14 protein-coding genes are annotated in these 16,432 nt (G+C 34.3%); 4 read left to right on the top strand and 10 right to left on the bottom strand.

The genetic code is table 11. The features are described 5' to 3' along the window. The first annotated feature begins 3 nt into the window (after positions 1–3). From ABD745_RS18840 to ABD745_RS18830, 3 genes are read left to right on the top strand one after another with little or no spacing between them, the layout of a single operon-like run. Complete coding sequence (locus ABD745_RS18840; protein ID WP_047398713.1) at positions 4–456, top strand: FixH family protein; 453 nt, start codon at positions 4–6, stop codon at positions 454–456. Further along, positions 447–1,214: a sulfite exporter TauE/SafE family protein gene (locus ABD745_RS18835; protein WP_344833751.1), complete on the top strand. Its 768-nt coding sequence runs from the start codon at positions 447–449 to the stop codon at positions 1,212–1,214. The genes ABD745_RS18840 and ABD745_RS18835 overlap by 10 nt, the downstream gene beginning before the upstream one ends. 15 nt (positions 1,215–1,229) lie before the next feature. Further along, entirely contained in the window at positions 1,230–1,985 is a 756-nt protein-coding gene (locus tag ABD745_RS18830; RefSeq protein ID WP_344833749.1) for a hypothetical protein, read from the top strand. Between the two features lie 42 nt (positions 1,986–2,027). On the opposite strand, the gene serS is transcribed toward ABD745_RS18830, so the two are convergent. The 10 genes from serS to ABD745_RS18780 all read right to left on the bottom strand — a co-directional run bounded on the left by serS (position 2,028) and on the right by ABD745_RS18780 (position 13,501). Further along, positions 2,028–3,296, bottom strand: coding sequence for a serine--tRNA ligase (gene serS, locus ABD745_RS18825; protein ID WP_344833747.1), 1,269 nt, complete (start codon positions 3,294–3,296; stop codon positions 2,028–2,030). A gap of 67 nt (positions 3,297–3,363) precedes the next feature. Beyond that, positions 3,364–3,867 carry a hypothetical protein gene (locus ABD745_RS18820; protein WP_344833745.1) on the bottom strand — a complete coding sequence of 168 codons (504 nt, stop codon included), beginning with the start codon at positions 3,865–3,867 and terminating at the stop codon, positions 3,364–3,366. Between the two features lie 25 nt (positions 3,868–3,892). Beyond that, positions 3,893–5,161, bottom strand: coding sequence for an MATE family efflux transporter (locus ABD745_RS18815; RefSeq protein WP_344833743.1), 1,269 nt, complete (start codon positions 5,159–5,161; stop codon positions 3,893–3,895). Beyond that, entirely contained in the window at positions 5,158–6,291 is a 1,134-nt protein-coding gene (locus ABD745_RS18810) for a glycosyltransferase (RefSeq protein WP_344833740.1), read from the bottom strand. Before ABD745_RS18810 ends, ABD745_RS18815 begins: the two co-directional genes overlap by 4 nt. 103 nt (positions 6,292–6,394) lie before the next feature. Then, on the bottom strand, positions 6,395–6,883 hold the full coding sequence (locus ABD745_RS18805) for a hypothetical protein (RefSeq protein ID WP_344833738.1): 489 nt from the start codon (positions 6,881–6,883) through the stop codon (positions 6,395–6,397). A 24-nt stretch (positions 6,884–6,907) separates the two neighbouring features. After that, entirely contained in the window at positions 6,908–8,050 is a 1,143-nt protein-coding gene (locus tag ABD745_RS18800) for a hypothetical protein (RefSeq protein ID WP_344833736.1), read from the bottom strand. An 8-nt stretch (positions 8,051–8,058) separates the two neighbouring features. Next, positions 8,059–8,844 (bottom strand): heterodisulfide reductase-related iron-sulfur binding cluster, encoded by a 786-nt coding sequence (locus ABD745_RS18795; RefSeq protein WP_047398731.1) that lies wholly within the window; start codon positions 8,842–8,844, stop codon positions 8,059–8,061. Between the two features lie 87 nt (positions 8,845–8,931). Continuing rightward, entirely contained in the window at positions 8,932–10,272 is a 1,341-nt protein-coding gene (locus ABD745_RS18790; protein ID WP_344833733.1) for a 4Fe-4S dicluster domain-containing protein, read from the bottom strand. 10 nt (positions 10,273–10,282) lie between these two features. Continuing rightward, complete coding sequence (locus tag ABD745_RS18785) at positions 10,283–11,233, bottom strand: MlaD family protein (RefSeq protein ID WP_344833730.1); 951 nt, start codon at positions 11,231–11,233, stop codon at positions 10,283–10,285. A gap of 126 nt (positions 11,234–11,359) precedes the next feature. Next, complete coding sequence (locus ABD745_RS18780; RefSeq protein WP_344833728.1) at positions 11,360–13,501, bottom strand: peptidylprolyl isomerase; 2,142 nt, start codon at positions 13,499–13,501, stop codon at positions 11,360–11,362. Positions 13,502–13,760: 259 nt separating this feature from the next. Between ABD745_RS18780 and lon the strand changes: the two genes are divergently transcribed. After that, on the top strand, positions 13,761–16,166 hold the full coding sequence (gene lon / locus ABD745_RS18775; protein WP_344833725.1) for an endopeptidase La: 2,406 nt from the start codon (positions 13,761–13,763) through the stop codon (positions 16,164–16,166). Positions 16,167–16,432 lie beyond the last annotated feature (266 nt).

Genomic DNA, 16,432 nt, shown 5'->3' with positions numbered 1-16,432 from the left:
AAAATGAAAAACTTTAGTTGGGGACACGGTGTTGTAATCGCACTAGCTTCGTTCATTATTTTTATATTATCCATGATGTTTCTTTTCCCGAACGGGCAGAAAAACTCTGAAATGGTAACCGATAATTACTATGAAGAAGAATTAAAATATCAGGATGTAATTGATGCTAAAAAAAGAGCAGACCAATTGCAGGAAAAACCTGTTTACAGCCAGGATAAAAATGGAATTAAGGTAACTTTCCCAAAAGATTATGACAATTCTAATACAACGGTAAAATTTGTTTTAAACAGAACCGAAGACCAGAATTTAGATGTAAAAAAATCGGTACAGCTTAATGCCGACAAATCATTTTTAATTCCCGCACAGGTCTTGAAAATCGGGAATTATACATTAAGATTAAATTGGACGAAAGACAAAACAGACTACAGAATGGATTATGATGTGATATGGAAATAGCACTTATTGTATCGGCGATTGGATTAGGTTTTGCTTCCGGATTTCATTGTATCGGGATGTGTGGACCTATTGCCCTGTCGATGGGATTAACCAAAAAACAGGCTACCAATTATTACCTTCAGAATCTTACCTATCAGTTCGGAAGAATTTTCACCTACTCCCTTTTAGGAGCTGTTTTAGGAATTATTGGTGAAGGTTTTGAAATGGCTGGTTTTCAAAAATATCTGACGATTGCTGTCGGAATTTTATTGATTATCATGGCTCTTTTTTCATTTGGAGGAAAAGATTTTGCTTCCAAAATCCCTTTCTTTTCTAAATTTTTGTATTCCGTAAAATCTAATTTAGGAAGATTGCTTCAAAAAGCAGACTACCGCTCCAGATTTACAACTGGAATATTAAATGGGTTTTTACCATGCGGAATGGTTTATATGGCTTTAACGGCAAGCTTAGCAAGCGGAGGAATATGGCAGGGAGCTTCATATATGGCTTTATTTGGATTGGGAACACTTCCATTCATGTTTGCGGTAGTTTTGGTCGGGAATCTTATGAATCAAGCCTTTAGAGTAAAAGTTTTAAAAGTGATTCCTGTGGTTATGATTATTTTGGGCGGATTATTTATTATCAGAGGTCTTGAGTTGGGAATTCCTTACATTTCTCCACGAGCCGAAGCCATGACGATTTCAAAAGACAGTCAGGGCGACTGTCATTTACCCGGAGATCACAGTACACATGATCATAGCAAGGTTAATTGCCATTAAAGAGATTCAAAATCTATGAGAAAGGTTTTATTTTTACTTTTAATCAGTTTTTTTGCGCTTCAGTCATGTTCAGTGGAATCTGAGGTTATTTTTCATAAAAACAACACTTCAACCACAATGGTTGACATTGATATGAAGGATGCCATTGTTGTTTTGAAATCAAGAATCGCAGACTCTTCCCAGACAAAAAAAACCGGAATTGAAGATCTTGAAAAAATACCGAAAAACTGGACAAGCGTTTACAAATTCAATAAAGAAATAAAAAAACTCAAAATTGAAGGTTCCGATTCCATTAAAATCATGAAAAAAATCTTTCTGAAATCTAATTTCGACAAAGATGAAATGACAGGATTTTCACTGAAAATGGATCATTTTTCAAAAGGTGATTATCAATCAGCAAGACAATTATCAAAAAATTATCAGCTTCCAATCGATCAACAGGCAATGAATTCATGGGATGGAAAAACACTGACAATTGATACTGGTGAACTGACACTCAATGGAATTAAAAATATCCTTACGAATAAAGAATTTACTTCTACGCAAGCTCAAACTTCACTGGAATATGTAAAAATGATGTACAAGAAAATAAGTACAACATTAAGATTTGAGAAGAAAATAAAATCCATTACCGGAAAACACGACTGGATCACCAAAACCGATGATTATTCTTTAAAGATAAATTATGATCTCAGTTATTTATTTAGTAAAGAAAACGATAGAAAACCTCTTTTGAATGCTGATGAAAAAATAATTGTTGTTACGGAATAAAAAACAAACCCACCGAAAATTTCGGCGGGTTTCTATTTAATCTTAATTAATCACATCAAATCTCGCATATTCAGCAATCTTCTTCGGAAGCTTAATTCCTTCTGCTGTCTGATTGTTTTCAAGCAAAGCCGCCATAATTCTTGGTAAAGCCATCGCAGAACCATTCAGCGTATGAACCAGCTGAGATTTTCCGTCTGCTTTGTAACGGCACTTCAATCTGTTCGCCTGGAAAGTTTCAAAATTAGAAACAGAACTTACTTCCAGCCACATTTCCTGAGCCGCGCTCCAAACTTCGAAATCATACGTCATTGCAGAAGCAAAACCTGTATCTCCACCACAAAGTCTTAACACCCTGTAAGGCAATTCAAGATCTGTAAGAATTTCTTTGATATGCTCAACCATTTCTTCCAAAACAGCATAAGAATTTTCAGGCTTTTCAATTCTTACGATTTCTACCTTTTCGAACTGATGAAGACGGTTCAAACCTCTTACGTGAGCTCCGTAACTTCCCGCTTCTCTTCTGTAACATTGAGAGAAAGCCGTATTTTTAATCGGAAGATCTTTCTCTTCCAATAAAACATCACGATACAGATTAGTCACAGGAACTTCCGCTGTAGGAATTAAATATAAATTATCTTCATTAATAAAATACATTTGTCCTTCTTTATCAGGTAATTGCCCTGTTCCGTAGCCGGATGCTTCATTCACAACGTGAGGCGGATTTACTTCCATATATCCTTTCTCAACATTTTTATCTAAGAAATACTGAACCAAAGCTCTCTGCAATCTTGCTCCTTTTCCAAGATAAACCGGAAAACCTGCTCCTGCAATTTTTACTCCCAATTCAAAATCGATAAGATTGTATTTTTTTGCCAGTTCCCAGTGAGGTATTGCTCCTTCACCAAGACCTTCCACGTCGTGAGACTGGTAAATGATCTCATTATCATCTGCAGAAGCTCCGCTTTTCACCAATTCATTCGGAATGTTCGGAAGCTGATATAAAATCTCTAATAAAGCCTTTTCCTTTGCATCTAATTGATTTTTCAATTCCGACGTCGACTCTTTGTATTGTGCTGTTTTAGATTTTGAGGATTCTGCTTCTTCTTTTTTTCCTTCTTTCATTAAAATCCCGATTTCTTTGGAGATTTTGTTGATTTCGGAAAGTTGAGAATCTAATTCAAACTGAATTTTTTTTCTTTCTTCGTCAGTAGCAATAGCCTCGTCTACCAACTCAAGATTCTTGAATTGTCTCTTCTTAAGACCTTCTAAAACGCGCTCTTTGTTGTCGCGCAAAAAATTGACTTGTAACATTTTATTTAGATGTTAGTTATTAGAATGTTGAGCACCAAAATGTCAACAGTTTTGCAAATGTAAAAAATTATTTTACGATAGTAACTACGTTTGAGCTTCCAGGTTGTTTTGTAAATCTCAACGTATCATTATAATATACTTTCGAGACCTCAAAAACCGATGGTGTCATTCTGTACTGAATTTCCAGTTTTTCATTAATTGTATCAAGAACGGTGGCGTTTAATCTCTTTATCATTGATACCGTAATTACCGAATGATAGGTTTTATTGTTTGGATCAAGTGTATCCAGTCCTACTCTTTTTGCTCCTGCAATGTATTCTATAAAAAGTGTAGAATCTGCTGTTGCTTTCAACGAACTGCTTACCGGAGCAAGATCGGCAACACCATTTACATCATTCATTGAATAGGTGAAGTAGGTCATATCCTTCTTTGCATGAAACAGATCCCGTCCCGCACCATTTTTCATATAAATATTTAAGATCTGATCAATTTTCTGCAAATCGTCATCATCGCTTTTGCAGCTCAGAAAAGCGAAAAAAACAACCAGAAATCCAAAAACAATATTCCTCATTTCCAACAAAGATAAAAACTTATTTTTATTTCGTAATCTTATTTTTCTTTAAGACTTTATTTAAAAGTAAATTAATTTCAGTTTTTGAAAGCATGAAATCATGAATATGAAATTCTGTAATCCGATAAAATCTCCAGAATAATAATCCCGACGACAGACAGTATGAAACTGAAGTAATCACACAAGCTCCACGAATTCCCCATTTCGGAATAATGAAAAAAGAAGAAATCACGGTAAAAATAAGCCCGATAATTGCTTTGACATTTAAAATTCTTAGCTTATTAATTCCGGCAAAATAATATCCGATAATATTACTTGTCGCAATTGCTAAAATTCCGGGTGAAAGAAACAAAACAATCTCTTTGGTCTGGCTAAAATCTTTCCCGAAAATCATTGAGTACAATTGAGCAGGAATCAGCAACATTACAATGATAAATAATAAGGTAATTAAAAAACTTATCCTTAAAGAAACTTTTGTTTTTTCAATAGCTTCGTTTGAGTTTGCATTATTAACAACATCAGCATAAAGCACTACAGAAAGGCTTCGACTAACCGTCCAGATCGCTTCTGAAAAGGCAATTCCGACGGAAAAAACTCCCACACTTACAATTCCTTTAAAATATTCCAGGAAATAAAATGATAATCTGTTATTTAAAAACTGAAGAAAGGCACTTAACTGGGTTTTCCATCCATAATCGAATAATTTGATGCCAATTGCTTTAGAAAACGAAATCTTACTAAAATCACAATGCTTAATAACCTGAAAAGCACTCATCAAAAACAAAACTCCAAAACAGCTTATCTGAGCAATAAAATACGCATTAACTGAGGTAATTTTAACAATATAAATGATGACAGCAATAAATACAATGTGTACAATCTGCTGTAAAACCGTGTATAAGTTGAACATTTTAATATTATGCTGTCCCACAAACAGATTTACGTTTGCAGCAAGAAGCGAAGACAGGACAGAAAGTCCTATTAAATAATTTGAGTATTCTAAAGCATGATTAAAACTGAAAATAACAGGAATTAAAACCCCTACTAAAATCGACCACAGATAAGCAAACGGTAAAATTTCTTCCGTTTTAAACTTTGAAGCAAAATAACTCATGCTGCTTCCCACAAAAATATTTGCAAAAAAACTGATGATCGTAAGATCCGCAATCACTATCGAAATCACTCCTTTCCCTTCACTTCCCCACATATTTGTGGAGTAAATGACTAATCCGAAATTTAATATCAAAATTAAAAACCGGGAAACAAAAGTTTTCAGAATAGTGCTCTTCATCATTTTATTGTATTGATTTTGATGAAGTTTACGAATTGTTCTTTAATAACATTCCAGTTGTATTTTTCCTCATATGCTTTTCTTGCATTTTGAGCATGATCTGAATATAATTCCGGGTTTTCGATATATTGTAGAATATTGTTGGCAATCGCATCCGAATTTTCGGGATCTACAAGAAAACCGAATTTTGAAACATCCAAATGTTGTCTCGTTGCTTTCAGATCTGTGTATATTACAGGTTTTCCGGAAGCGGCATAATAAAATATTTTGATCGGCAGACAGTGATGATTTTCGTAATTCATGGTTCTCAAATCGAAACAGATATCTGCATCCGAATAAGCTTCCGTAAAAGTTTCAAAAGAAGTTGATTTTCCGATTTTAATATTTTCAAACTTATATTTTTTAATCAATTCAGAAAAATATTTTTCATCTTTTTCCTTTCTGGAGCCGCCAATTAACAGAATTGAAATTTCCAGTTCAGGTTTCTTTTTTCTTAAACTGTCTATCGCAGCGAAAAAATTTCCGATTCCTTTTTCTTCGGAAAACTGTCCGGTGTAGCAAAGTGTAATTTTATTTGGCTCTAATTTTTTACTATTTTGATGAATATAAACATCATCCGGATAATAAGGTAAAACGACACTTTTTTTCCAGGGAAAAAAGAAAGCCAAAGGAAATTTCTTGGTCTCTTCTCCAAAAATATAATGTGTACTTATCAATCCTGCATATAATTGAATCAAAAAAAACTTAATGGCATGAATAATATTTAATGGAAAAGCATAATTTTCAACCATTCTCATGGAAGGATACCATTCTGTAATGTCATAAATAATGCTGATTTTTTTTTCTTTTTTAAACTTTTTCGCAGCAATCACCGACAATGGTTCCGAGCAAATAATACAATCCGGTTGGTAAGAATCTAAAACTCTTTCGAAAACTTTCGTTTTCTCTTCCGTACTTTTTTCTAAAACCGGGTAAGATTCAACTTCAATTCCATCAACAATTCCCTGAAATTCTGAAGAAAGACTGCAGATTTTAACCTTATTTCCCTTATCATTTAACGCTTTCGCCTGATGATAAAAAATTCTATCATCGTCGTATCGGTGGGCGGTTGTTAAAAAAAGGATTTTAGACATTTTTTAATCAGAAATCTTTTATTGATTGATTTTTTACAAATATACTTTAAAGCAAAAAAGTGGAACAACTCCACTTTTTATTTCATTGATTTAAATATAAATTTTATTTAATTCCGGCTGCCCAGCTTCTTTCGAAAGGCAAAAGGAAATTTCCGATAAACTCCATATAGGTATTTTTTGAAAAGTCAAAAACCTGAATATCCTTAGAAATTTCTCCACTCCTTACTTTTGACTTGAAATCAATAAGTTTTAATGTTTTTACTTCCCCGTTTTCTACAAAACTGGCTTTCATTCTGTCGAAAAGACCTAACTGATATTCTCCATCAATCTCCCTCATAATCTTTCCTAATGCATCAATGCTGCAACCAGAAGCCATTTCTTTTTCTTCGTCTACACAAATGACGATAAACTGATTTTTTTCAATTTTAAAAGATGATGAAAGTGGTTTTCCGTGGGCTGCCCAAGTTGCCAGAAAATCAAAAAGTTTTTCTGTAATTACCTTTGCCTCTTTTGTTTCAAAAGGTCTTGATGCAGGATATATAATAACTCTATAATCGTTGGTTTCTACTATGCTTGATTCTTCAATCTTCATTTCTGATACATTTAAAGTTCAAAATTACGCAATTTTCCTGAGTTTGAAACCATTATACTTTTTGCTCAGAGAATATAAAAACATTATAAAAAGAAGAACAATAAAGCCAATGAAAAATCTGGTATCGGAAGAGGCCGGAAAAAACAAAAATTTAATATAAATATTTAAAAACAAAAAACCTGAATACACCCTTATCCACAGATCCTTTGAAAAGTAAAAAATCAATCCAATGAGAGATAAAGAAACAAGTGTAATTTTCTTAAAATTAATTAATTTGATAAATAAAATTTCAAAATATTCTCTTACTCCGAAATCTGCCGCTTTTGCAGAAATCAAGGGCCTTCTTTCAATGAATGTATCATAGAAAACTTCTTTCCAACCTGGATATTCATAATATTTAACGATGAAAATATATAAAATTAAAAGTATAAAAGCCTGAAATAAATATAGAAAATCAAACTTTTTAACATTAAAAAAATTAAATATTATTGTTGTGGCAAAATATGACAACGCAAAAATAATATAATCCGGACGAATTAATATTAATAATAAAAGGACTGAAAAAATAATCCAGGAATTACATTTTCTTAATAAAGCTGCCGCAAAAATTAGTAAAAATAAAAAAGTCAGCATATCCGGTGAAGGTGTAGTCGACATATGGAAAACCGGCGGTAAAACCAGTACTAAAAAAGTGAATATCGGGGGTAAAAAATAATTTTCGGGAAATATGATTTTAATAATGTAAAAAAGTAGTAATCCTGAAAAAAAACAGGAAATAATACTTATCCATAAAACCGACATCGGTGCAGAAAGACCTGCTTTATAAAGGATTAAAATTAAAAAATTGTATCCAATTTTAAACTTATAATAAGCAATCTGCTCAGTGAAAGCTTGTGTATTTTTATAAAAGAAGTTTTTTGCCTTACCCGGACTTATCTTATCGAGACCAATAATATCTTTGAACTGTAAATCTGGCGCTTCCTTTTTTATGGACTGATAAGTAAAACGATGAACTTTTTGGGGAAAATCCGGATATTCTGAAGAAAATAGACATCCTATATAACCTGGCATATCCCAATCATACACTTTGTTTTTATAGCTTCCAAATGTAAGAAACACCAAAACAAATAATGTAAAAATAAAGGAAATCCCCCATTTTACTTTCATAATAGACTTTATAGATCTTCCGCTTCAGCAAGAAGCTCAACGATATCTTTTACAGCAACTTCTTCATTTTTGTTGAAGTGTTTTACACCGTCTGTCATCATTGTATTACAGAACGGGCAACCTGTTGCAATTACTTTCGGTTCAAAAGATAAAGCTTCTTCAGTTCTTTCGATATTGATGTCTTTTTTACCTTTTTCGGGTTCTTTAAACATCTGAGCTCCTCCTGCTCCACAACAAAGTCCGTTGGTTTTACAACGCTTCATTTCTACAAGCTCAGCATCCAGTTTTTCAAGTAAAACTCTTGGAGCTTCATATTCATCATTTGCTCTTCCTAAATAGCAAGGATCGTGGAAAGTGATCTTTTTACCTCTGAAAGCTCCACCTTCGATCTTCAAACGACCATCTTCCATTAGTTTTCTAAGAAACTGAGTGTGGTGAATAACTTCGAAATTACCTCCTAAGCTAGGATATTCATTTTTAAGGGTATTGAAACAGTGCGGACAAGCCGTAACTATTTTTTTTACTTCGTAAGCGTTCAGAACTTCAATGTTCGTTAAAGCCATCATCTGGAAAACAAATTCGTTTCCTGCACGTTTTGCAGGATCGCCGGTACAGCTTTCTTCCTGTCCTAAAACGGCGAATTCAACGCCTATTTTATTTAAAATTTTGCAAAATGCTTTCGTGATTTTTTTGGCACGGTCGTCAAAACTTCCTGCACATCCCACCCAGAATAAAACTTCAGGTGATTTTCCTTCGGCAGCATATTCTGCCATTGTTTTTATATTGAAATCCATTTTAAATCAATTTATCAATATAGCAATGTAACAGTTTACCAATGGAATGATTGTTACATCGTTACATTATTTACATTGTTACATTAATTAATCATTCGCCCAATTCAGACGATCTGCCTGATTGTATTGCCAAGGAGCAGCATTGTTTTCCACATTCGTCATCATCAGATTCAGTTCCTGTGGTGCAGCAGACTGTTCCATCACAAGGAATCTTCTCATTTCGAAAATAATAGAAAGCGGATCAAGCAAAACCGGACAAGCTTCTGTACATGCATTACACGTCGTACAAGCCCAAAGTTCTTCTTTTGTGATATAATCGTTCAAAAGTTTTTTTCCGTCGTCTTCGAATTTACCATTCTTATCGATATTTCTTCCAACTTCTTCCAGACGATCTCTGGTTTTCATTAAAATTAATCTGGGAGATAATTTTTTTCCTGTAATATTTGCAGGACAAACAGATGTACAACGACCACATTCCGTGCAAGAATAGGCGTTTAGTAACTGAACCTGATTTAAATCAAAAACATCTTCAGCACCGAATTTTGAAGGAACATCTGCTTCACTCCCCTCTGCCGGAGCAGCATAAGGATCTGCATTTGGATCCATCATTAACTTGATTTCTTTAGTTACAGATTCCAGATTATTGAATTTCCCTTTCTTCTCAAGATTTGCATACCAAGTGCTTGGGAAAGCCAAGATAATATGCAAATGCTTAGAATAATAAAGGTAATTCATAAAAAAAAGAATTCCTACAAAGTGAAACCACCAAGCTGCTTTTTCCGTAAAGATCAAAAATCCGTTATCGAAACTGAAAATTTCTAAAATAGGAACAAAAATCATTTCACTGATCGGGAATGATCCAAGATGATGAAAACCTTCAACACCTCTTGTTTGTAGAATCAAGTCTGAAGCATTCATTTTAAAGAAAGCCATCATTAAGGCAAATTCTATGATCAGAATCCAGTTGGCATCTTGTTTCGGCCATCCGAAAAGTTCTTTCATTGTTAATCTTTTAACCCCGTAAAAATTTCTACGGATGAAGAAAGTAACAACTCCGATCACAACTAAAAGTGCTAAAACTTCTAATGTTGCTGTAAAGAAATTGTAAAAAGTATGTCCGAAAATAGTTGATAAAAATCTATGTGTCCCGAAAATTCCATCAACGATTATCTCAACGAGTTCAATATTAATAATGACAAAACCAACATACACGAAAAGGTGCAAAATCCCGGCTACAGGACGTTTACTCATTTTACTCTGTCCCATTGCCACTCTTGCCATGGTTTCCCAACGCTCACCTTTTCTGTCGTTTCGGTTGATTTCCCGTCCTAATCTGATGTTTCTATATATCTTCTGCAGACTTTTTGCAAACAGCCCAAAACCTACAACCAATAAGATCAGAAAAATAACATTATCGATATATTGCATGGCCTATATATTAGTCTTTACTGTTCTTACCAAAAACCGAGAAATTAACATATTTCTTAGGGTTAGCTTTCAAATCTTCAATCAACGAATTCAAATTGTTTGATGCTGCATTAAGATTATTATAAAGCTGGTCGTCTTTCATTATTTTACCTAAACTACCTTCACCTCTGTCAATTCCTGAAACTACGTTGTTCAACTGACCAACAGTAGCATCCAAATTTGCAATGGTTGCATTCAGTTTTTTAGTATCAATACTTTCTGCTAAATTTCCGTATTTATCTAAAGTAACTTTACCTGTCTGCATTGTTACACTTGCATCATCTAAAACTTTCTGAAGTTTCGGATCGTTGTGACCAACTAAAGAATTTACACTTCCTGCAGTTGTTTGTAAAGCAGCAACGGTTTTATTAAGATTAGCCAATAATGCTTTAATTTCCTGTCTGTTTTGTGCATCTACCAATTGATTTGCGTTTGTCATCAACGAGTCTACTCTATGCAAAACGGTTTGTAACTGATCTTTTACAGGACCTACCTGAGAAGACAGACTTCCTAAAGTTCCTAATTTGAAGGCTCCTTTTAAAGTATCTCCATCTTTTGCAGTTTGTCCACCATACATAAGATTAATTCTCATTTCCTTTCCAGACATCAATCCCGGTTCAAAAATCTCTAATGTTGAATTTTTTGAAAACTCAAAATTATTGTCAACCGTTATTTTTACTAAGAAATCGATTTTACCGTCTTTCCCGGTACGAGGAATGATTTTATCAACCTGTCCTACTTTCAAACCATTGATTGAAACAGGAGAAGATTGTGCTAATCCCTCTACATTATCATATTGTGCGTAAAATATATTATCGGTAGTAAAAAGGCTTCTGCCTTTCATAAATTGAAACAACACCACGAAACCAATAATGGCTAAAAGTGCAATCACACCAGCTTTTAATTCTTTACTGAACTTCACTTGCTAAAATTTTTCTAATGAGCAAATATACTACATTTAAATTAATGTTTTTCTTTATTGCTCTGCGTTAAATACAAAAAAAGCGGCAAAAACTTTGCCGCTTTTTATCTCTATGAGAAATATTTTTTATTGTTGAGAACCTAGCTTATTCCAGATCTCGATTCTGTAGTCATCAATATCAGCATTGTCCTGTAAGCTTTTTAACCAAGCCTGTCCGAACATTCCTGCACTTCTTTGAGTAACAGATTCTGTGAATTGTTTAAGATCTCCAGGTTGTTTGTTTACTGTTTCGTTCTTTTTGATTAAAACATAAACTCCTGTTCCGCCTTCAACCGGATTAGAAAGTTTTCCTTTCGCTACACCGAATGCAGCACCCGCAACTTTAGGCTCCATTGAACCTGCAACTGATGGATTCAACAGGTTTACCTGTGCAGTCTGTTTTGTAGTTCCAAATTGCTTAGCAATCTGATCTAAACTGCCTGCTTTACCAATTTTATCAGAAATCTGTTTTGCAGCCAATTTATTTTTCACTACCACTTCGATCTGGTCTCTTACAGATTCAGGATCTGCAGTTCCTTTTTCCTGCTTACCGTTTAAGTAAACTACGATTTTATCTCCTGTTCCGTCTACCGTAAAGAATTCTGTATCTCCTTTCTCTCTTTTCTTATCGAAAGCCCACGCAAGGATTTCACCATCTTTCTCAGTTCCTAAACCTTGAAGCTGACCATCAAATCTTTTCGCTTGTTTTGGATTAGAGAATTGGAAGTTTCCTTTCTTAGCAATATTCACGAAATCGTTGAAAGATTTCCCTTGAACCTGTTGAATGAATCTTCTTGCTTTTTTATCCGTTTCAGCTTCTGTAGCATCAGACGGCTTCACGGCTTTTACTAAATGAGCAACTTTATACCCCATCGTTCCTGCTTTTTTATCTTCAACATTGATGATGTGATAACCGAATTCTGTTTCCGCAAGACCTGTAGAACCTTTAGCATTACTTGCCAAGAAATTAAGATATCCAGGAGCGAACTGACTTTGAGGAGTCGTCCATCCCACACTACCGTTTCTCTCAACTGCATTTGGTTCATCAGAAAGCTTAAGACCGTTTGCAAATGCAGCAGGATTAGCTTTAATCACAGCTAAAAGACTGTCAGCAATCTTTTTTGCCTGTTCTTTAGTTCTTGTAGCAGTAGATCTTTCTGCACCTTTATAGGCAATCAAAATATGTTTAGATAATGTAGAGTCTGAAGCTTTTTTATCCAAAAGTTTAGAAACTACATAGAAGTTTTGTTCTTTGTACGGTCCGAAAGTCTGTCCGATAGCTGCGGTTGCAACTTGTCCCTGAATAGTTTGTGGCAACTGATTTGGTGTCACATACTGAGGATTGAAAGGCATATCAGAATTCGCCATTACAAACATAGAATCGTTCTTTGTATTCTGGAAGTTTTCAGTACCGCCACTTGCATCAGTTCCGGCAGAGAATAATTTTGTAATCTCTTTTTGAGCTGCTGCGTCATCCGCTGCACTTGGAGCAGAAGGAAAATAAACAATACCTAAATTTCTGCTTGCTTCAGCTTTGAACATTACAGGATGCTTATTGATATAATTCGCTAAGTCTTCTGTTGTAACTTTGATATTATTTTTTTGAAGATAAGTTGCATAATCAATTTTCACGAAATCGATATCAGCTAACTGATCTCTTTCTTTCATTAATTCTTCCGCTTCTTTTTTACCTGTAGTGATACCTGTAGAAACATTAGCAAAAACCTGTCTCGCCATCAATCTGTATTCGATTGATTTTCTGGTTTTCAACCACTGGTTGTAACTTTCAGGAGAAGTAGCCTGCATTTCTTCAATCTGTTTCTTAAGTTCCTGAGTTTTGAAGTTACCTTTCTCATCAAAGAACTGCTTCTGCTGAGCAAACATCTGATCATAAGGAAGCTGATTCCAGAAATAATCTTCTGTCATTTCGAAGCCCAGTTTCTCAAACTGCTGCTTAATAAGTTTGGATTGTACCAATAACTGCCAAGCCTGTTCTTCAAGACCAGTCTTTGGCTGACCTTGTTGGTCGGCCTGTTGCTGCAGCACGAAAAGTTGATCATTAAACTCTTCACGGGTAATTTTCTCACCATTTACTTTTCCTAAAACATCAGGATTTTTCCCAAAAACCTTATCAATACTATCGGGGTTTACAAGGAACGCCAAAAGCGCCAATGCAATTACTCCCATCAAAAGCCAAGGTCTACTCCTAATTTGTCCTAAAATTGCCATTATATATATTATAGTTTTTTATCAGTTTGCGAAAATACACATTTTTAAGAAATTACGGAACTCCAAGTGCTTTTTTTAATTTTTAAAATTCAAATTTTACAAAAAAAGGAAATTTTGACCATATTTTTTACTAAAAAACAAATGGCATGGCTCTTGTGCAATTTAAGAGCACATACTATGTTACTCTATTTAAAAGCATACTGTGAAATTTCACGTTAACGAATAAAAACGACAATGACAATTTGTCATTCGATTTACTATGACAGAATTTGAAGATATTAGTTTAGAAGAAATGATAAGCGACGGATTTGATATTGTAGCTGAAGAGATCAACCTTACTGATCTTGCGGAGACAGAAAAAAATTCTGAGCAAAAAATATTCCCTATCCTTCCCGTAAGAAATATGGTAATGTTCCCGAACGTTGTCATTCCTATTACAGCAGGAAGAAAAACATCTATTCAGCTTCTTGAGGAAGCTCAGAAAAACGGAGATTTAATCGGAATTGTAAGCCAGAAGAATTCTGAGCTGGAACAACCGGGCGAAAAAGATTTTTATCAGACAGGAACTTTAGCGAAAATTATTAAGATCATAAAACTTCCTGAAGGTAATATTACTGCAATTACTAAGGGTTTTCACAGGTTTAAAATCAAAAAAATTGTTGAAAATCAACCTTATTTCAAAGCCGAAATTTCAAAATTGAAAGACGGAAAAGCAAAAAACAAGGAAGAATATGAAGCATTACTGGAAAATGTTAAAGATTTAGCTCTAAAAATAATCGAGCTGGATCCCAATATTCCCAATGCTGCGAATTTTGCGATAAAAAATATTAATAATAATGATGATCTGTTAAATTTCATCTGCACAAACGCCAATTTCCCTTCTACCGAAAAGCAAAAACTGCTTGAAGAGAAAAATTTAATGGAAAGAGCGAACAAATGTTATGAAATGATGCACGAAGATTTCAGAAAACTGGAATTGAGAAATCAGATTCATCAGAAAACATCAAAGGATCTTGACAAACAGCAGAAAGAATACTTTCTGAATCAACAGATTAGAACCATTCAGGAAGAATTGGGAGGGGGAACTGAAAGTGATATTGAAGATCTGATTGCAAAAGCAAGAAAGAAAAAATGGAGCAATGAAGTTGAAGAACATTTCCAAAAGGAAATCAACAGATTACAACGTCAAAACCCAAACTCGCCGGATTATAATGTTCAGAGAAATTATCTGGACTTTTTCACTGATTTACCTTGGGAAACCTACACAAAAGATGTTTTTGACATTGCAAAAGCCGAAAAGGTCTTAGATAAGGCTCATTTTGGCTTAGAAGATATCAAGAAAAGAATTTTGGAGCACATGGCTGTTTTAAAACTAAAAAACAACATGAAATCCCCTATTCTACTTTTAGTTGGACCTCCGGGAGTTGGTAAAACATCATTAGGAAAATCAATTGCAGACGCGCTTGGAAGAAAATATGTAAGACTTTCTTTAGGTGGGCTTCACGACGAAAGCGAAATCCGCGGACACAGAAAAACATATATCGGTGCAATGGCGGGAAGAATCTTGCAATCTATCAAGAAATCAGGAACTTCCAATCCTGTTATCGTTTTGGATGAGATGGATAAAATTGCTCAAGGATTACACGGTGATCCAAGCTCTGCACTTCTTGAAGTTCTTGATCCTGAACAAAATAAATCTTTTTATGATAATTTCTTAGAAATGGGTTATGATCTGTCTAAAGTAATGTTCATTGCAACGGCAAACTCATTATCAACGATTCAAAGTCCGCTTTTGGACAGAACTGAAATCATTCAGATTGCAGGCTATACTTTAGAGGAAAAAATTGAAATTGCAAAAAGACATTTAATTAAAAAACAACAGGAAGAAAACGGTTTGGATTCAAAATCATTCAAACTTGGAAATCCTGAACTGAAACATATTATTGAAGCTCACACTTCAGAAAGCGGTGTAAGATCTTTGGAAAAAAGAATTGCAGGAATCGCACGTTGGGTTGCATTGCAGACAGCTTTAGTAAAAGAATATGATCCTAAAATTTCTCTTGAAAAAGTGGATGAGATTTTAGGAGTTCCAAGACCAAAAAGCTTGTCGGAAATCACGGGAGTTCCAGGCGTTGTCATCGGTCTTGCATGGACAAGTGTCGGAGGAGATATCTTATTCATTGAAAGCATTTTAAGCAATGGAAAAGGTTCTTTAACAATGACAGGAAATTTAGGAACTGTGATGAAAGAATCTGCAACAATTGCTTTGGAATATATTAAAGCAAAATATGATGAATTGGGTATTTCTCAGGACGATATCGAAAAGAAAAACATCCACGTTCACGTTCCGGAAGGAGCAACTCCGAAAGACGGTCCTTCTGCGGGAATCGCAATGCTGACTTCGATGGTTTCTTCGTTTAAAAATAAAAAAGTAAAACCTCATCTTGCTATGACAGGTGAAATTACCTTAAGAGGAAAAGTACTTCCTGTAGGCGGAATTAAAGAAAAATTGCTGGCTGCAACAAGAGCCGGAATTCAGGAAGTAATTCTTTGTGTAGCCAACAGAAAAGATGTTGAAGAAATCAAAAAAGATTACCTGAAAAACCTTAAAGTTCACTATGTCAACAGAATGGAAGAAGTAGTTGACATCGCGATCGAAAAATAAATATACATATTAACATTCTCAATAAAAGAAAACACGTCTCATATTTTTGGGACGTGTTTTTGATTTTATAGTAATAATCTGTCGTCTGCCTTATTACAATTAATATTTTAAAATTAAATATTGGAAATTAAAACATAAAAATCAAATCGGGAGACCTTTTCTTAATGGCATACAATTCTCCAGAGCTTATAAAAAGAATTCAAGTTAATTAACGAAATAAACCCTTCAATTCGGAGGGTTTTTCTTATTTTTATGCTGAAGATTTT

The sequence above is a fragment of the Chryseobacterium ginsenosidimutans genome (assembly GCF_039536845.1).
Lineage (GTDB): Bacteria > Bacteroidota > Bacteroidia > Flavobacteriales > Weeksellaceae > Chryseobacterium > Chryseobacterium ginsenosidimutans_B.
Note: the sequence above shows the minus strand (reverse complement) of the source record. Positions and strands in the feature narration are given on the sequence as shown.

Excerpts from the sequence above, each read along its gene's own strand:
- ABD745_RS18840 (WP_047398713.1), top strand. The coding sequence starts at position 4 with ATGAAAAACTTTAGTTGGGGACACGGTGTTGTAATCGCACTAGCTTCG.
- ABD745_RS18835 (WP_344833751.1), top strand. The coding sequence starts at position 447 with ATGGAAATAGCACTTATTGTATCGGCGATTGGATTAGGTTTTGCTTCC.
- ABD745_RS18830 (WP_344833749.1), top strand. The coding sequence starts at position 1,230 with ATGAGAAAGGTTTTATTTTTACTTTTAATCAGTTTTTTTGCGCTTCAG.
- serS (WP_344833747.1), bottom strand. The coding sequence starts at position 3,296 with ATGTTACAAGTCAATTTTTTGCGCGACAACAAAGAGCGCGTTTTAGAA.
- ABD745_RS18820 (WP_344833745.1), bottom strand. The coding sequence starts at position 3,867 with ATGAGGAATATTGTTTTTGGATTTCTGGTTGTTTTTTTCGCTTTTCTG.
- ABD745_RS18815 (WP_344833743.1), bottom strand. The coding sequence starts at position 5,161 with ATGATGAAGAGCACTATTCTGAAAACTTTTGTTTCCCGGTTTTTAATT.
- ABD745_RS18810 (WP_344833740.1), bottom strand. The coding sequence starts at position 6,291 with ATGTCTAAAATCCTTTTTTTAACAACCGCCCACCGATACGACGATGAT.
- ABD745_RS18805 (WP_344833738.1), bottom strand. The coding sequence starts at position 6,883 with ATGAAGATTGAAGAATCAAGCATAGTAGAAACCAACGATTATAGAGTT.
- ABD745_RS18800 (WP_344833736.1), bottom strand. The coding sequence starts at position 8,050 with ATGAAAGTAAAATGGGGGATTTCCTTTATTTTTACATTATTTGTTTTG.
- ABD745_RS18795 (WP_047398731.1), bottom strand. The coding sequence starts at position 8,844 with ATGGATTTCAATATAAAAACAATGGCAGAATATGCTGCCGAAGGAAAA.
- ABD745_RS18790 (WP_344833733.1), bottom strand. The coding sequence starts at position 10,272 with ATGCAATATATCGATAATGTTATTTTTCTGATCTTATTGGTTGTAGGT.
- ABD745_RS18780 (WP_344833728.1), bottom strand. The coding sequence starts at position 13,501 with ATGGCAATTTTAGGACAAATTAGGAGTAGACCTTGGCTTTTGATGGGA.
- lon (WP_344833725.1), top strand. The coding sequence starts at position 13,761 with ATGACAGAATTTGAAGATATTAGTTTAGAAGAAATGATAAGCGACGGA.